Source organism: Paenibacillus silviterrae (assembly GCF_030167925.1).
Lineage (GTDB): Bacteria > Bacillota > Bacilli > Paenibacillales > NBRC-103111 > Paenibacillus_G > Paenibacillus_G silviterrae.
In genome coordinates, this window is sequence record NZ_JASKUT010000001.1 from 805,318 (window position 1) to 821,858 (window position 16,541).

Below are 16,541 nucleotides of genomic sequence, written 5' to 3' on the forward strand. Positions count from 1 at the left end.
TCTTGACGCTATAAGAAGCAGGGTAGGAAAAGCATGTTACAGATGGAAGGGAGAGTGATTGGGCGATGAGGCCTATTCATTTGTCCATAGCAGGTTTGCAAAGCTATCGTGAGGTACAGGAGATCGACTTTACGACGGTGACGGGAGCCGGCGTATTCGGTATTTTCGGGCCGACCGGCAGCGGGAAGTCGTCGATTCTGGATGCCATGACGCTGGCGCTGTTCGGCAAGGTCGAAAGGGCGCCCGGCGGTACGCAAGCGATTATGAACCATGCGGAGACGACGCTTTCCGTCTCGTTCACCTTCGAGCTGGGTCAGCCGGGGGGACACAAGCGATATCGCGTGGATCGTCAGTTCAAGCGGGGCGGGGACGTGTCCGTCAACGGCACGGTGTCCCGTTTAATCGCATTTGAAGAGAACGGCACCGTCGTGCTTGCGGACAAAGCCGGCGAGGTGAACCAGCAGGTAGCCGATATATTGGGTTTGTCCATGCAGGACTTTACCCGGGCGGTTGTTCTCCCGCAGGGCAAGTTCGCCGAGTTCCTCGGGCTGAAGGGCAGCGAGCGACGGGCTATGCTCCAGCGGCTGTTCCACCTCGAGCCTTACGGGGATCGGCTTAGTGCCAAAACGGCCGGTCGGTTCAAGGAAACCGACATCGCCGTGAAAGAGCTGCAGGCGGAGCAGCAGGGCCTCGGCGACGCCTCCGCGGAGGCGCTCGCCGCCGCGCAGGAGCGGCTGCGCCACGCACAGGCCGCCGCCGCCGCCGCCCGCGCGCAGCTCGCCGCCTGCGAGCGCCGCGCCGCCGAGCTGCGCGCCGTGCGCGAGCTGCAGCGCGAGCTCGCGGCGCTCGGCACGCGCCAGGCCGCGCTCGCGGCCCGCGCGCCCGCGGCGGCGGCGCTCGCGGCGCGGCTCGCCCGCGCGGCGCAGGCCGAGCGGCTGCGCCCGCTCGTGCGCCGGCGCGAGGCCGCGTCCGCGCTGCTCGCGCAGGAGCGCGCCGCCGCTGCGGCCCGTGCCGCCGCGCTGGCGGCCGCCGCCGAAGCGCTCGCTGCGGCGCAGGCCGCACACGGCGCTGCCGCAGGCGCGCTCGCCGCGCAGGAGGCGCCGCTGGCCGCGCGGCTCGAGCAGCTGCGCCAGGCGGCGGCGCTCGCGGCCGAGCTCGCCGGCGAGCGCACGCGGCTGGCCGCGCTGGCGGCTGCAGCGGCGCAGCTCGAGGCGCAGCTGGCGCAGGCCGGCACCGAGCTGGCGCGCGAGCGCGAGCTGCGCGAGAAGGCGCTGCAGCGGCAGGCGCAGCTGCAGGCGGAGCTGAAGCGCGCCGAGGTCGGCAGCGCCGAGCGGCAGCGGCTGGCCGCCGCTCTGCAGCAGAAGCGCGAGCAGGACCGGCTGCGCCAGGAGGCGGAAGCGCAGGGCGCGGAGCTCGCGAAGCAGCGGCAGGAGCTGGCGCGCCTTGACGGCGAGCGGCAAGCGCTGGCGCAGCAGCAGAGCGGTGCGGAGGCGAGGCTGGCGGCCTGGGTGGAGCAGCTCCTGGGGCTGCAGGCGCATGCCCGTCAGGCGGAAGCGTGGATTGAGGAGCAGCTCGCCGAGCTGCCGGACGAGATCAAACAACAGCGCGAAGCGATGAAACAGGCGGAGCTGAGCTCTTTGGCCTCGGTGCTGGCGGTTCACCTGCATGAAGGAGAGGCTTGTCCGGTATGCGGCTCGCTGGAGCACCCTCAGCCGGCGGGATCGCCATCCGACGAAGAGAGCGGCAGCATAGAGAAGCTGGAAAGGCTTCTGGCGGAAGCAAGAGAGCAGCAGTTGACCTGCAAGCAGCAGCTGCACAGCCTTACGGCCATGGGGGAGCAGGTACGGGAAGCGCTGCAAAGCGAAGCCTCGGGTGCCCCTGGCTTGCCGGGCTTGGCGGAAGCCGCGGCAGCGGCAGCTCCGCCTGCGGCGGCGTTCTCAGGTAATCTGCAGCCCGGCAGCGTGCTGCCGCAGCTCGCAGGAGCAGTCAAGCAGCTGCAAGCGGGACTATCACAGCTGCTTCAGGAACGCAGGCAGCACGAGAGGCAGTCGCAAGAGCTGGCAGCGCGACGGCAGTCTGCCGTGCAGTGGCTGGAGCAGCAAGAGCGGAGGACGCAGGAGCTTCAGTCGCAGCTCGGTCGGCTGGAGTCGCAATGGGCTGTGCACTTCCCCGAGCTCTCATCGGACAGTACGGAGCAGGCGGCTGCGGAGCTGCAGGCGAAGGACGAGCTGGCGGAGCAGCTGCGCGAGAAGCTTGGCGTGGCGGCGGACTTCCTGACGCAAAAGCAGAGCAATATGGAAACGCTGCAGCAGCGTTTGAACGAATACGAGAAGCAGCATGTCCAAACGATCGCGGAGCGTGATACCCTGCAGCAGCAGGTGAAGCAAAAGGAGGACAAGCTGGCGCTTTGGGTTGCTTCGGATACGGAGATCGGGCAGCTTACGCGTTCCGCGGAGCAGCAGCTGCAGCAGCTGCAATCGGAAGCAAAGCACAGCGCGGAAGTATTGGACGCGGCCGGGCAGGAGCAGCAGCGTCAGGCGCAGGCCGATGCGGCGGCGCGGCAGGCCGTCGATTCCGCTGCTCAGGCTTACGCGGAGGCGGCGCGCGAATGGGCGGCTGAATCGGTGAAGGAAGGCTTCGCTGCTCCGGAGGAAGTGACGGATGCGCTTCTTACCCCGCAGCAGCTGGAGGAATACACCCGCGAAGTGGAGGAGCAGCGCAAGCAGGAGCATCAGGTAGCCGCAAGGCTACAGGAGCTGCAGGCGGAGCTTGCCGGACGCGAGGTGTCGGACGAAGCATGGGGGCAGCTGGAGCATGAGCTGGCAGGATGCAAGGAGCGTGACGAGGCTGCGCTGGAGGCAAAGGCGAAAACGGAACGGGACGCCGAGGAGCTTCAAGCGAAGCATGAGCGGTGGAGCAGGCTGGAAGCGCTGAGGCAGGAGAAGCAAGCGGAGCTTCAGCTGCTGGGGAAGCTGCAAAGCGTACTGCGAGGCAACGCCTTCGTAGAATACCTTGCCGAGGAGCAGCTGATGCAGGTCAGCCGGGCCGCTTCCGAGCGGCTGGGACAACTGACAAGGCAGAAATATGCGATCGAGGTGGATTCGGGAGGCGGCTTTGTCATCCGGGATGACGCCAATGGCGGGGTTCGAAGGCCGGTATCCACGCTTTCCGGCGGAGAAACCTTCCTTACCTCGTTATCCTTGGCGCTCGCCCTGTCGGCCCAAATTCAGCTGAAGGGCCAGTATCCGCTGGAGTTCTTTTTCCTGGACGAAGGCTTCGGAACACTTGACCAGGAGCTGCTGGAGACGGTCATTTCCGCGCTGGAGAAGCTGCATATGGACAAGCTGACCGTCGGCATCATCAGCCACGTGCCGGAGCTTAGAGCGAGACTGGCACGGCGTTTGATCGTTCATCCCGCGGAGCCGGGGGGCAAAGGCAGCCGAATCACACTGGAGACCATGTAGATTATCGGTCACGGAAGCATACCCCGCCATGCATGAATACTTGTACCTCGTCCCACATACGTAATGTTATAATGAGGTCAGTGCCTACATACAAGGGGGATTCAGCAATCATGAAGCTAAAGGGACGATTCACCCGCAAGCTATACGCAGCTGTGATATGCTGCAGTTTGCTGCTGACTGCGGCTTCACCGGCCCCGGCTCGCGCCGACGCGATCTGGGACCGCTGGGTAGCTGCCGAAGCAGCTGTAAAACAGGGCAATCCTGCTGCCGCCGTACCGCACTGGGAGTTTCTTGTAAAGCATTATGAACAGCTGGGAGATTATCAGGGAGCAGCCTTGTTCAGCGGGAGCTTGAACGAGTATTACGACAGCATCAAGGAGTATGACAAAGCCATCGAATATTACGAGCTGGAAAATAAATTTTGGCTCCTCCATGGCAAGGATTGGGGAGCGGTGGACCTCATTCGTGCGGAGCAAATCCGTACGACGATCGATCTATATATGTCGACGGATGAGGAGGAGGAGCTGAAACGCCAGGCCGCACCGAAGAAAGGCAAGCTGGCGAAGTTCGAGCCGGAATACGGTACGTATATCGGCTTATATTCGGAGCAGGATCCGAAAATGCTGAACTTTTTTACCCGGTCCGAGCAATTTTACGATAAAAAGCATGCGCTCTACCTAACCTATGGCCCGGTAAGTAAAGACTTTCCGACCCAATTCGCTAACCGCGCGAAGGAAGCCGGTGCGGCTATTCAGATCGCATGGGAGCCGTCGCAGGGCTTGGATGCGGTGACGGAGGACGTAGTTCGCTCCTTCGCCAAGGGAGCCAAGGCCTCCGAAATCCCGATCTTCCTGCGTTATGCCAGCGAAATGAACGGCAACTGGGTTCCATGGCACGGCGATCCGCAAAAATATATCGAGAAATTCAGGATGGTACACCGCATTATGGCGGAGGAAGCGCCGAATGTTGCCATGGTGTGGAGTCCGGGCGACGTTCCTATGTATTCGATGGACGCCTATTATCCTGGGGATGACGTTGTGGATTGGGTCGGCGTAAGCTTGTATTCCGAGCCGTATGAGAACGGCGACCCCGGGCAAGGAAACATGCAGGCGACCTCGCCCGTAGAGCGTCTGGACTATTTGTACAAAACGTACGCGGACCGCAAGCCGCTGATGATTAGCGAAACGGCCGTTTCCCATTACGCGCATATCCCGCAGGAATCGTTCACGGAGTACGGGACATTGAACCTGCAGCGTTTATATGACATCATGCCGAAGAAATACCCGCGTTTGAAGTCCATTACCTATTTCAACGTGAATTTGGCGGACCGGGAATCGAGGAACAACTATCTGCTTCGCGATAACGAACAGATGTACGAGCTTTACCGCAAGCTGATTTCCAGCCCTTATTATCTTACGAAGGTGGAGAACAACGCCAAGCCCGCCGATAGAATCGGACATGTCAAAGTAACGGACGGATCGGCGTTCGCGAAGCAGACGAAGCTAACACCTTTTGTGAAGATTCCCGATATTTACATCGGCAAGCTGGAGTATTACTTAAACGGAAAGCTTCTGGAGACACAGACCAAGCCTCCATATGGTATTGATCTGAAGGCGGGCTCCGTGCCTGACAACTCCCAAATTGAACTGGCAGTCTATAACCATGACGGTAGGAAGGTAGCCTCAAAGTCGTTTACGCTATCATCGGAGGTATCCGTTGCAATAGACAACAAGCTGCAGAGCTATGAGCAGCCGCCTGTCATTCGCGAGGGCAGCACGCTGGCTCCGCTTCGCGCCATTTTCGAGGCTATGGGCGCCGTCGTCGAGTGGGATCCTACAACGAAGACAGCCACGGCCAAGAAGGGCGATACTACGGTTACGATCCAAATCGGTAACCCTATTGCCGAGAAGAACGGACAGAAGATAACACTGGATATGGCCGCTCAACTGGTGAACGGCTATACGATGGCCCCGGCCCGATTCGTCGCAGAGGCGTTCGGCGGCAAGGTAGGCTGGGACGCAACCACCCGAACGGTTCAAATTACGACCAACGGAAACACTGCAGCACTCCCGCACTCCTCTACGCAGCAAACAACCACGCAGCCTTCCGAACCTGCAGATGAACAAAAACCCGATTCCACACAGGAATCGGGTTGGCGTTCTAAGCTTCAAACGATCGCATCAGCCGCTTCAGGACTGTTCCATCGCGTCAAAACATGGCTTACAGCTAAGCTATAATCCCTTACCATACGGTATTATGCCTTTACAAGCTCCTTAGCTTCTTCGAGAATCGCCTTCGCAACGTGACGAGCGGTAGAAAATGCCCGTTCTGCGAGCTCGCCCTTGCCCTGGCAGCCGTCTCCGCAGAAGTAGAACGGCACATTCTCCAGACGCGTCGGCAGCAGCTGGTTGCTGCTGATATTTTTAACACTGGCGACCATGGCCTTTTTGGATACCCGTTTTACTTCAACCGCCTCGCGCCAGCCCGGATAATACTGATCGAACAGAGCTTCCATCTGAGCTGTCTTGGCGTCCAGGTAAGCTTTGCGCTCCGCTTCATCGGCAAAGTTATCGCTTAAATAAGCGATGCCCTGCAGCAGCTGGCCGCCGGCCGGCACAAGAGTATGATCCGTAGCCGATACGTCGCTGATGAACAGCTTGTTGTTCATATCGCTGATATAGCTGAAAGGGCGGGCAACGACGGTTCGCAGGCCGATATCGTACACCATCACCTCGGTAGCCGTATTATCCTCGTACGGAGCAAGGAACGGCTCCCATGGAGTGCCTTTGGTCAGCTTGCACACCTGCTGCACCGGCATAGCAAAGATCACCTTATCAAAAGCGGATTCACCGTTCTTCGTCTGCAGCACGAATTTGCGGTCGGCGTAACGGATGCCTTCGACGCCTTGCTGCAAGGCAATATCCCATCGTCCGGACATGTCGATCTTTTGTTTTAGCTGGTTCGTAATGACAGCCCAGCTGCCGAGCACGTAATTGACGGGGCGGCTAGACAGGAACAGGTTATGATAGTACTCGCTGATGACGGAACCGGGAACCTTGCGGGCTTCCTCCGGCGTAATGAAAAAATTGGAGCAAACCAGATGCTCCCACAGCTCCTTTACGTCCTCTCCGGCATCCGAGTCGGCTAAGTAATCGCCTAGCGTATTGAAGTTTTTGAGTGTATGGATATTCGCCATAATGGCGGTAATTTCACCGACAAAACGCATCTTCTGCATCGGGCTGAGCAGCTCGGTCCGCATCAGATTGACAAAATCAAGCGGCGCCGGCGTCAGCTCATCGTTTTTGGCATACATAACCTTTCGCTTATCTACCTGCTTGGAGCTGAAGGAAAGACCAAGCTCGCGCTCCATAGCGGAGATTTCATGGCGATCAATTCCGTATATCGCATGGGCACCATAGTTCAGTGTAAATCCGGCTTTCTCGTACGTAAAAGCGCGGCCGCCGAGCTGCGGGCTTCTTTCGAACAGAACGCCCTCTACTCCCGGGTGTTCCGATAAATAGGCTGCAGCCGTCAGGCCGGCTAAGCCTCCTCCAATAATCGCAATTTTCATGCTTCTTGCTCCTTTCATTTCCGGCTCCGGCAGCACAGGCTCCTCAACATGGCTTGTGCGAAGGCCCGACCAAGCCCAAGCCAGCTGCTTGCGCAGCATTTCATTTAGATCCCCGCCTTCACGCGAACACCAGATCATGATGGTACCCAAATACGCCGTGACCAGCACCCGTGCCTTCCCCGGCTCCGGCAGCCAGCGCAGCAAGCTTTCATATAGATACCGATTCTGTTCATCCACCGCGGCGCGCAGGCCTTCGTTCTGCATGGACAGTGCAATTAAGCTCCGCATGAGCTTGGGGGAAGCGCCGATGGGGGCAACAAGCTCCAGCATAAGGCGGTTGACGTGAGCCTCCAGTGACGGTACCTGGGATGGCGTTCGGCTTGACCAGGCTTTGATGATTGCGATTTGCCGCCGCGGAATTTCCCTCAGTATTTCATCCTTGCCCTGAAAATAGTGATAAAACGTACCTTTGGACGTATTCGTTGCCGCGATGATATCGTCTACGGAAACCTGCTCATACCCGCGCTCCACGAACAGGCGAAGCGCAACCTCCATCATGAATTCACGCTTCTTCTGGGTGGACTCCCGCATATAACGGTTCATTCCGATCAAGCCCCCTGATCCAAACCGAATGATCTATTCCAATACAAGCTTTCATAAGTAAAACTTTGAATTAGCATTATTATAACTGATATTAGACTTGCGGTCTATAAATTCCTCGGACTTATTGGTTAGGCATTAGACCATTTTCAAAAGAGACGAATGTTCCTTAGAAGAGTAAGGGAGTTTGTTCGGTAATTTAGGTATAAAGCAACTTAATGTAAGGAAAGTTAACAAACAATTCTGAAGAAAGGTGAATAACAGTTCGAAAATCGTTGATTAATGTCAGTTTTTAATTTATATTTGGGTTATAAGTCTTGTGAATGTCAGGTTATATTACATTAAAATTTGAGTAAGGGGGCCTTTGGTCATGATTCGTTTGTTTTCTTCAAATTCAGCCGTACGCTTAGAGGAGACCCTTACACTAATGGCGGAGGGGGATTTCACCAAGGAGCAGACGATTCACGGAAGCGGCCGGAATCGAATGTTCCGGGCACTGGTCAGGAGCTTTCGAAGCTTAAGAGGCATGCTGAGGATCGTTGATGGAAGCTCGCGTAAGCTTCATCGCCGGATGGAGGAGATGAAGGCAAGTTCACAGCAGATTCAGGAGCAGGTCGGAAACGTGACGGACATTATCCGTGATATGAGCGAAGGGCTGCAGGAGGCGGCTGTTCACGTGCAGGACACCGCTGAGGAGCTTTCTCGTATTTCAAGGCATTTGGAAGAGCTTCGCGGGACAAGCCATGCTGTCGCTGCTTCCTCCGGCAAGCTGACTGAGGACGTGGCTTCGGGTAAGCAGGAAATGACAGGGGCAGTGGAGCGGATGCTTCGCATTTCCTCGGATACGGAGGAGGTAGCTCAAAGGATGAGCAGCCTGGATCAAACCTTGATCCTGATATCGGAGATGACAAAGCTCATAGCCGATATTGCCGATCAAACCAAGCTGCTGGCACTTAACGCCAACATTGAGGCAGCAAGAGCGGGAGAACAGGGGAAAGGCTTTGCCGTAGTGGCTGGCGAAATCTCCAAGCTTGCGGTACGGACTAATGAGGTTACTCTTCACATTGAGGAGCAGCTGGAGCAGGTAAGTACACAAGGCCAGCATTTGAACGGGAGCATAGCTCACATGAAAGTATCTGCACAGTCGGGCAGAAGCTCCATGGAAACGGCTTTGGAGAGGTACGAGGCAATGGACGCGTTCCTGCGCGGCATCGCCCGGGATATGAACCAAATGAATGAACGGGTCGCTGACATCGCCGGCAGCTCTTTGGCGATTACCTCGAGCGTCAATGAAACATCCGCGATGATTCAGCAGGCTTCGGCGGGAAGCCAGGAGGTGCTCGCGTCTGCGGAACTGCAGCTGAATAATCTAGGACAGATGAACCTGTCGATCCAGGAGGCCACGCATAACAGCTTGACCCTCCGGTCTGTCGTATCGCAGTTCCGGCTGCCCTCCCGCGAGGAGCTGCATCCGCTGCAGAAGGAGCTGGATCGCTGGCTGGATTGCGCGCTGGGCATCCGGGCGGTAATGGTGTCTATGATTTACTCGACCGATCCGTCGCTCATTGGGGCTTGGCACGAACGCAAGCTGATCGAGGAAAAGAAGCTTCAGGTGCGTTTCGCCGAATTGGAGCAATCGCTCCAGACGTCCCGGGACCGCAGGTATTACACGGAGCTGCACACGGCGTGGCTTCATTTTGGCTTGATTAAGGATCAAAATGCCAAATGGATGCTGGCGGGAGACAATGAGCGTGCAAAGGAAGCGTTAGCGACGCAGGGCCGGGAAAGATTCAAACGGGTGGTAGAGGTGGTAAACGATTGGATGGAGTGAGGTCAGCGCGGAGGAAGCCGGACGCTTGCCGCGGAGAAGTAAAATTTATTTCCGTTTCGCCCCGATTTTGATTCGCTTTTTGATTCAATTTTCGGTATGATTATAGAAGTTTCATTGCGGGAAGGGGGGACAAGCATGGATTGCATTTTTTGCAAGATCGTCGAAGGCTCGATCCCTTCCAAAAAGGTGTTCGAAAACGAGCATGTCATAGCGTTTCACGACATTCAACCTGCAGCGCCGCTGCATCTGCTCATCATCCCCAAGAAGCATATTGCATCGATGAATGACGTTGAGCCGGAGGATTGGCCGCTGATAGGCGAGATTCACCGGGCGGCCCAGCAAATCGCACGGGAGCAAGGAATCACCGAAGCCGGCTATCGGCTCGTGAACAACTGCGGTCCGGACAGCGGGCAGATCGTGTTCCATATTCACTATCACCTTCTTGCCGGTGAGAAGCTGGGTGGGTTGAACGTTCGAAGCGCTTGATTTGCAAGCATTTTGCAAATGCTTTGCAGTTTAGGTTGACACTATGTTTCTGTTTAACCTATAATGAAGTTTGATGAATGTCTTTTTCGTCTTGGACGGTCTGTTCGGAGGGAGGGAAAACTGGTGTCAGAAACTCGAGTTCGCAAGAACGAAACTATAGATGCTGCACTTCGTCGCTTTAAGCGCTCCATCGCGAAAGATGGCGTTTTAGCAGAGGTGAAGAAACGCAAGCATTATGAGAAGCCTAGCGTGAAGAAGAAGAAGAAGTCAGAGGCTGCTCGTAAGAGAAAGTTCTAGGAGGTCTTTAATCGATGAGCTTAAGCGATAGATTAAATGAAGACATGAAGCTCGCGATGAAAAGTCAGGACAAGTTTAAGCTCTCCGTTATCCGTATGGTGCGTGCTGCGATTAAGAATGTTGAGATCGATCAGCGTAGAACCTTAGATGAAGAAGAAGTACTTGATATCTTGAATCGCGAGATCAAACAGCGCAGAGACTCCCTCCAAGAATTTGAAAAAGCCGGTCGAGATGATTTGGCTCATGATCTGAAAGCCGAGATCGCCGTTTTGATGGATTACATGCCGCAGCAATTAACGGAAGAAGAAGTTAAAGCCATTGTACAGCAGACCATCCAAGAAGTGGGAGCTTCTTCGAAAGCGGATATGGGTAAAGTCATGGGCGCATTAATGCCAAAGGTGAAGGGCCGTGCGGACGGGAAGCTCGTGAACGGGTTCGTCTCGCAGTTTTTGTCGTAGACCATAAGAAACACTCCATGTTGTGGGGTGTTTCTTTTTTTTGCCTTTGTGAGCTTATTCTGAATCAAAAAAGGAAAACATGCGTATAACCTGATGTAAGCAAAGTTACTTTTCTTGGAGGTATGCCATGCCGATACATGCGAGCGTTAACACGGGGTGGTTTCGATGGCTCGTCCTTTGGACGGTCATGCTGGCTCATCTGCTGGGGCTAAGTACTTCGGCGGCGGCCTCGCCCAAGACCCTCCCCTCAGAACCTCCGCAGTCCGCACCGGTGGTTGTTATTCCGGTACATCAAACGGTTGAAACGGGATTGCAGAAGTTTATCGAGCGTTCACTCCGGGAGGCGGAGGAGCGGCGGGCTGTGCACATCATCCTGGACATTGATACGTTGGGAGGCCGAGTGGACTCAGCGGAAGAGATCGGAGAGATGATCCGGGGAAGCCAAGTGCCTACTACGGCATTTGTTCATGGGAAAGCGGTTTCGGCAGGGAGCTACATCGCTCTGAATGCAACGAAAATCGCCATGGAGCCAGGCAGTTCTATCGGAGCGGCAGCTGTGGTGGATGTCACGGGCAATGCCATTGATGACGCCAAGGTGGTTGCGCACTGGGCAAGCGAGATGAGAGCCGCCGCAGAAATGCGGGGACGCAACCCTAAAATCGCAGAAGCGATGGTAGATAAGAACGTGGGGGTGACGATGCCGGAGATCGGCCGTACGGTGGAGAAGGGACAATTAGTGTCTCTTAGCGCAGAAGAAGCCCTGAAGGTGGGATATTCCGAGAAGCTGGCCGCCAATCAGGAAGAGGTGATCCGCTTTTTGGGCTTAGAGAAGCATCCAGTGGTAACCATCGAGCCGTCTCTCGCAGAGAAAATCGCCCGTTTTCTCACGCTCCCCTGGGTGGCTATGATTCTGCTTTTTATCGGTATAGCGGGAATTGCGATTGAGCTATTCGTGCCGGGCTTCGGTGTGCCGGGAATTATAGGGCTGCTCGGCTTCACGCTCTATTTCTTCGGCCACTACATCGTGGGGTTTGCCGAGGTGGAGCATATCGTCTTCTTCGTCCTCGGTGTGCTGCTGCTGATTATTGAGATATTCGTCTCCAGCTTTGGCATTTTAGGCATACTAGGGGCCCTGTCCTTGTTCGGCAGCGTCATTACGGCTGCTTATAATACGGAGCAGGCTGCTTGGAATCTGGCTATCGCTTTTGTTTTTGCCGCGGTGGTTGTCGGGGTAACGATGAAATATTTCCAGCATCGCGGTGTCTGGAACCGATTCATTCTGCGCGACAAGCTCACTACGGAACAGGGTTATACTTCCGCTGTAAGCCGGACGGATTTATTGGGGATTACGGGTGTTACCATGACGCCGCTTCGACCCTCCGGCTCCGCTCGAATAGGGGAGGAGAAAGTGGACGTCGTCACCGAAGGAGAGTTTATCGCCTCCGGTCGCAGGGTAACTGTCGTCCATGTGGAAGGTATGCGAGTCGTTGTGAAGGAACAAGTGGACTAAATTATAGGAGGTAGATACTTATATGGATCCGATGATTTATTTCTTTTTGCTTGCTGCTGTTGTGATTATTGCCTTGTCCGTGTTTCTTAGCTTTGTCCCGGTGATGCTGTGGATTTCCGCGATTGCGTCCGGAGTTCGCATAAGTATTATCACCCTTGTTGCTATGAGGCTGCGCCGCGTCATACCTAGCCGCATAGTCAATCCGTTGATTAAAGCGATAAAGGCCGGTTTGGGATTGACCATCAACCAGCTGGAAAGTCACTTTCTTGCAGGCGGTAACGTAGACCGCGTTGTTAACGCATTGATCGCGGCTCACCGCGCGAACATTCACTTGGAATTCGAACGTGCCGCAGCCATTGACCTCGCGGGGCGTGACGTGCTCCAAGCCGTACAAATGAGTGTAAACCCGCGTGTCATTGAAACACCAACCGTTTCCGCCGTAGCGAAGGACGGGATTGAAGTGAAGGTTATCGCTCGGGTAACCGTACGGGCGAATATTGATCGGCTGGTCGGTGGTGCGGGGGAAGAAACCATTATCGCTCGCGTAGGCGAAGGCATTGTAACGACTGTCGGCTCGAGCAACTCGCATAAGGACGTGCTGGAAAACCCGGATCTGATATCCCGTACCGTACTCGGTAAGGGCCTCGATGCCGGCACGGCGTTCGAGATCTTATCCATCGATATCGCCGATGTTGACGTTGGGAAAAACATCGGTGCCATCCTCCAAACGGAGCAGGCGGAGGCCGATAAACGCATTGCCCAGGCGAAGGCGGAGGAGCGTCGTGCGATGGCGGTTGCACTGGAGCAGGAAATGAAGGCCCGTGTCGTGGAAATGAAGGCCAAGGTAGTGGAATCGGAGTCTGAGGTGCCGCTGGCTATGTCCGAGGCGCTGCGAGACGGCAAGCTCGGCGTCATGGATTACATGAATCTGAAAAATTTGGACGCCGACACGCAAATGAGAAGCTCCTTAGGCCGCATGAATCAGCCCGATAGGGATCGTGAAGATTCGTAACTACTACTGTCTCCCGAAAGAGGGTGATTTTGCGTCATGACCTTTGCAAAGATCATTAATTTTCTGATGAGCAATTGGTTTCTTCTTGTGATTGCCTATATTGTGATTAACGGTTTGCTCGGACGCTGGAAGAGCTCCCGGGGAGGGAGTGGCGGACAGGGACCTGCTCCTTCGATGCCGCCCTTTGGAGGAGACGGCTCGGGATGGCCTAAGCAGAAGACTTCCCGTCCCTCTCAGGGAAAGTCTGCAGCCCCTGTGCCCGGAGCGGAGCGTCAGTCTCCTGTACCTACTACGGTAGAACGTACGGAACGTATGAAGCTTGCGAGAACGGTCGAAACGCCTGAGAAGACATTACAGGAGCCGTTGGAAGCGCCGACGGGTAAGGAGCTTGCCAGAGGCGTTCTGTGGGCAGAGATTCTGGGCCCTCCCCGTTCGCGCAGACCGTACCGCCGATAGCATGGTCCTCATCTCCAAAAGCACGGTTATCAAGCCTTATCGCTTGATAACCGTGCTTTTTTTTGTCTTGACATCATCTTTTGCCCCGTCTGCGCATATGGTGTAAATAGTCTAACTGCATCATCCACGGATATAAGAAAACGAAGTTCCACTGTCTAGCTACAGAAAACGCTGAGGAGGTTACTGCATGCGCAGCCTGACTCGAAAAATTAACCAATTCGCAGCCAAACTGCTTGACCTGCCTCAAGATGTGGTGATGGATTTTCCCCGCATAACGATGATAGGAAACATGCAGCTGTATGTAGAGAATCATCGCGGTGTGCTCCATTTTTCGAGTGATGTGCTTAAGCTTTCGCTTAGTAAAGGGCGGCTCGAGGTATACGGTAAAGAACTGACGATTCGCGCGATCTTGTCGGAGGAAGTATTCATCGAAGGCATCATCCACGATATCCAATATATCCCATAGAACGGAAAGGGGAAACGGAAAGTGAAGCAGAACTATATTCATCTGTGGCGCGGATTTGTGAAGTTGGAGGTGACGGGCAGCCGTTTGGAGCGGCTCATCAACCGGATTATCGAGAAAAGAATGTCCATTTGGGACATTCGTTATTTGGACAACCATCGGGCGGAGATGTGCATCTCGATCGGTGACTTTTTTCGGCTTCGTCCGCTCTTGAAGGAGACAGGCTCCCGCATTCGAATCAAAGAACGGCTTGGCTTTCCCTTTTTCTTGGACAAACTTTGGCGGCGTAAATTTTTTGCCGTAGGCGTTATCTGCTTTCTCGTAGGGATCTACTTACTGTCCTCTCTTGTTTGGCAAGTGAGGGTGGAGGGTAATCAAACGATATCCACCGATCAAATTTTGCAGGCAGCCAGGCAGGAAGGCATTTATAAATATCAATGGAAGCGAAGACTGCCGGAACCGGAGCAGCTCTCACGCCAGCTGCAGAGCCAGCTGCCCTCCGCCGCTTGGGTAGGGGTTGAGCTGCGGGGAACGCATGTAGTGATTAAAGTGGTGGAAGCGACGATACCGGAGAAGCCGCCGCTCATGAATCCGCAGCATCTGGTAGCCGCGAAAAACGCCATGGTGACTGATTTATTCGCAGAAAAGGGCCGTCCTTTAGTGAAGCCGAATATGTATGTACGCAAGGGAGACATTCTGATCTCGGGCATTCTGGGGGACGAAATGAACCAGCAAACCGTTGTGGCTGCCGGGCATGTGAAGGGGCTTGTCTGGTATACCCCCAAAATCGAGGTCCCGCTGACGCAAAAGTATAAAGTCTACACCGGTGAGTCGAAAAAACGATTCTACCTCGTCTTCGGTAACCGGGCATTGCAAATCACGGGCTACGGACAGCTTGGCTTTGAGCAGTTCGAAAGCTTGACTGACCGGAAGACTCTGGGCTGGCGCAGCTTTGCCCTACCGGTCGGATGGATGCACGAGAAGGTCATGGAGGTTCAATATGTAGAGCAGCCGATCGATCCGAAGGAGGCTAGGGCGATCGGTTTGGAGCAGGTACGCTCCGAGCTTTTAGCTGATGCAGGGAAGGATGCGCACGTCGTAAGTGAAAAAATTTTGCATGAAAAGACGGAGAATGGTAAAGTTTATATGGAAGTACATTTAGAAATCGAAGAGCATATTGCAACCGAGCAGCCGATCGTCCCGTAGTGCATGTTGTAAGGCTTGACGCGATATGCGGAAATTCCGCCTTACAGCACCACATCGGCGCGAGTTTTGGCTTCATCCGGCAATAGGCGTAAATGCTCCCTTATAGCACGCTGTAGAGAGCCGTCTTTCTAGTTTTTTAAATCTTTTGAATTGATTGTCTTATACCATTAGGTGGACCAATTCAAAACTCATCGCGGAGGGATTCCCTGTTGATCGATCAATTGACAACCGTGAAAGTTGCACTAAAGAATACAGCAGAAGGGCTGGCGCTATTCGGGCCGCAGGATAAGTTCCTGCATCTGATTGAAGCGCAGACTCAGGCCAAGATTTATTCCCGCGAGGAAGAAATTGTCATTCAAGCGAGCACAGCTGAGGCGGAACAGCTGCAACAGCTGTTCACTGTCCTGCTTGAGCTGATCCGCAACAACTACAGCCTGACCGAAAGGGATGTAGCTTACGCACTGGAGCTCGCGAAGCAAATGAAAGCAGATCAGCTGCTGGATCTGTTCAAGGGCGATATCGCCGTGACCTTCAAAGGGAAGCCGATACGCGTCAAGACGATCGGGCAGAAGCAATATGTCAATACCATCAAGAAGAAAGACATCGTATTTGGCATCGGTCCTGCGGGCACAGGGAAAACGTACATTGCGGTCGTTCTCGCTGTAACCGCGCTTAAGGAAGGCAAGGTGAAGCGAATCGTGCTTACCCGACCGGCAGTAGAGGCCGGAGAAAGCCTCGGCTTCTTGCCGGGCGACCTTCAGGAAAAGGTTGACCCTTACCTAAGGCCGTTGTATGATGCTCTTAACGATGTGCTGGGTCCGGAGCAGGTGCTCAAGTCCTTGGAGAGAGGACTCATTGAGATCGCGCCTCTCGCCTATATGAGGGGACGTACGCTGGATGATTCGTTTATTATTTTGGACGAAGCGCAGAATACGACGCCGGAGCAAATGAAAATGTTTCTCACGCGCCTCGGTTTCGGGTCCAAAATGGTCATCACGGGCGACGTAACTCAAATTGACCTTCCACGAGGAAAATCTTCCGGTCTCATGGAAGCGCAGCGCATTCTGAAGCATGTGGAGGAAATCGGATTTATCACATTTGCCGAGCAGGACGTAGTCAGACACTCTTTGGTACAGAAAATCATCATAGCCTACAATGAGGACAAAGAAGGATGAGAAAGGGATGAC

General features: G+C 55.1%; 13 protein-coding genes. 12 read left to right on the forward strand and 1 reads right to left on the reverse strand.

The genetic code is table 11. The features are described 5' to 3' along the window. Positions 1 to 65: 65 nt before the first annotated feature. Together QMO62_RS03275 and QMO62_RS03280 are read left to right on the forward strand one after the other, a co-directional pair. Positions 66 to 3,464: an AAA family ATPase gene (locus QMO62_RS03275; protein ID WP_284638690.1), complete on the forward strand. Its 3,399-nt coding sequence runs from the start codon at positions 66 to 68 to the stop codon at positions 3,462 to 3,464. 110 nt (positions 3,465 to 3,574) lie between these two features. Further along, the gene (locus tag QMO62_RS03280) at positions 3,575 to 5,701 is read left to right on the forward strand and encodes a stalk domain-containing protein (protein WP_284638691.1); all 2,127 of its coding nucleotides are present in this window, start codon (positions 3,575 to 3,577) and stop codon (positions 5,699 to 5,701) included. 17 nt (positions 5,702 to 5,718) lie between these two features. On the opposite strand, the gene QMO62_RS03285 is transcribed toward QMO62_RS03280, so the two are convergent. Next, a complete protein-coding gene (locus tag QMO62_RS03285; RefSeq protein WP_284638692.1) occupies positions 5,719 to 7,638 on the reverse strand; it encodes an FAD-dependent oxidoreductase in 1,920 nt (639 codons plus the stop codon). Positions 7,639 to 8,005: 367 nt separating this feature from the next. Here QMO62_RS03285 and QMO62_RS03290 point away from each other — a divergent pair, with 367 nt between their 5' ends. The 10 genes from QMO62_RS03290 (at position 8,006) to QMO62_RS03335 (ending at position 16,529) form a co-directional block, all read left to right on the forward strand. Next, complete coding sequence (locus tag QMO62_RS03290) at positions 8,006 to 9,466, forward strand: methyl-accepting chemotaxis protein (protein WP_284638693.1); 1,461 nt, start codon at positions 8,006 to 8,008, stop codon at positions 9,464 to 9,466. A gap of 135 nt (positions 9,467 to 9,601) precedes the next feature. After that, on the forward strand, positions 9,602 to 9,952 hold the full coding sequence (locus QMO62_RS03295) for a histidine triad nucleotide-binding protein (RefSeq protein WP_284638694.1): 351 nt from the start codon (positions 9,602 to 9,604) through the stop codon (positions 9,950 to 9,952). A gap of 123 nt (positions 9,953 to 10,075) precedes the next feature. Beyond that, on the forward strand, positions 10,076 to 10,249 hold the full coding sequence (rpsU, locus tag QMO62_RS03300; RefSeq protein WP_284638695.1) for a 30S ribosomal protein S21: 174 nt from the start codon (positions 10,076 to 10,078) through the stop codon (positions 10,247 to 10,249). Positions 10,250 to 10,263: 14 nt separating this feature from the next. After that, on the forward strand, positions 10,264 to 10,707 hold the full coding sequence (locus QMO62_RS03305; RefSeq protein ID WP_284638696.1) for a GatB/YqeY domain-containing protein: 444 nt from the start codon (positions 10,264 to 10,266) through the stop codon (positions 10,705 to 10,707). 127 nt (positions 10,708 to 10,834) lie between these two features. Next, on the forward strand, positions 10,835 to 12,217 hold the full coding sequence (locus QMO62_RS03310) for an NfeD family protein (protein ID WP_284638697.1): 1,383 nt from the start codon (positions 10,835 to 10,837) through the stop codon (positions 12,215 to 12,217). Positions 12,218 to 12,239: 22 nt separating this feature from the next. After that, positions 12,240 to 13,229 (forward strand): flotillin-like protein FloA, encoded by a 990-nt coding sequence (floA, locus tag QMO62_RS03315; RefSeq protein ID WP_284638698.1) that lies wholly within the window; start codon positions 12,240 to 12,242, stop codon positions 13,227 to 13,229. Positions 13,230 to 13,265: 36 nt separating this feature from the next. Then, a complete protein-coding gene (locus tag QMO62_RS03320; protein ID WP_284638699.1) occupies positions 13,266 to 13,685 on the forward strand; it encodes a YqfB family membrane protein in 420 nt (139 codons plus the stop codon). Positions 13,686 to 13,872: 187 nt separating this feature from the next. Next, a complete protein-coding gene (gene yqfC, locus QMO62_RS03325; RefSeq protein ID WP_284638700.1) occupies positions 13,873 to 14,151 on the forward strand; it encodes a sporulation protein YqfC in 279 nt (92 codons plus the stop codon). Positions 14,152 to 14,172: 21 nt separating this feature from the next. Next, positions 14,173 to 15,354: a sporulation protein YqfD gene (gene yqfD / locus QMO62_RS03330; RefSeq protein ID WP_284638701.1), complete on the forward strand. Its 1,182-nt coding sequence runs from the start codon at positions 14,173 to 14,175 to the stop codon at positions 15,352 to 15,354. 212 nt (positions 15,355 to 15,566) lie between these two features. Next, on the forward strand, positions 15,567 to 16,529 hold the full coding sequence (locus tag QMO62_RS03335; protein ID WP_372516701.1) for a PhoH family protein: 963 nt from the start codon (positions 15,567 to 15,569) through the stop codon (positions 16,527 to 16,529). Positions 16,530 to 16,541 lie beyond the last annotated feature (12 nt).

Bases quoted from the DNA above. Each gene is read 5' to 3' on its own strand.
- floA (WP_284638698.1), top strand. From the start codon at position 12,240: ATGGATCCGATGATTTATTTCTTTTTGCTTGCTGCTGTTGTGATTATT.
- QMO62_RS03290 (WP_284638693.1), top strand. From the start codon at position 8,006: ATGATTCGTTTGTTTTCTTCAAATTCAGCCGTACGCTTAGAGGAGACC.
- QMO62_RS03280 (WP_284638691.1), top strand. From the start codon at position 3,575: ATGAAGCTAAAGGGACGATTCACCCGCAAGCTATACGCAGCTGTGATA.
- QMO62_RS03305 (WP_284638696.1), top strand. From the start codon at position 10,264: ATGAGCTTAAGCGATAGATTAAATGAAGACATGAAGCTCGCGATGAAA.
- QMO62_RS03285 (WP_284638692.1), bottom strand. From the start codon at position 7,638: ATGAACCGTTATATGCGGGAGTCCACCCAGAAGAAGCGTGAATTCATG.
- QMO62_RS03320 (WP_284638699.1), top strand. From the start codon at position 13,266: ATGACCTTTGCAAAGATCATTAATTTTCTGATGAGCAATTGGTTTCTT.
- QMO62_RS03275 (WP_284638690.1), top strand. From the start codon at position 66: ATGAGGCCTATTCATTTGTCCATAGCAGGTTTGCAAAGCTATCGTGAG.
- QMO62_RS03295 (WP_284638694.1), top strand. From the start codon at position 9,602: ATGGATTGCATTTTTTGCAAGATCGTCGAAGGCTCGATCCCTTCCAAA.
- yqfC (WP_284638700.1), top strand. From the start codon at position 13,873: ATGCGCAGCCTGACTCGAAAAATTAACCAATTCGCAGCCAAACTGCTT.
- QMO62_RS03310 (WP_284638697.1), top strand. From the start codon at position 10,835: ATGCCGATACATGCGAGCGTTAACACGGGGTGGTTTCGATGGCTCGTC.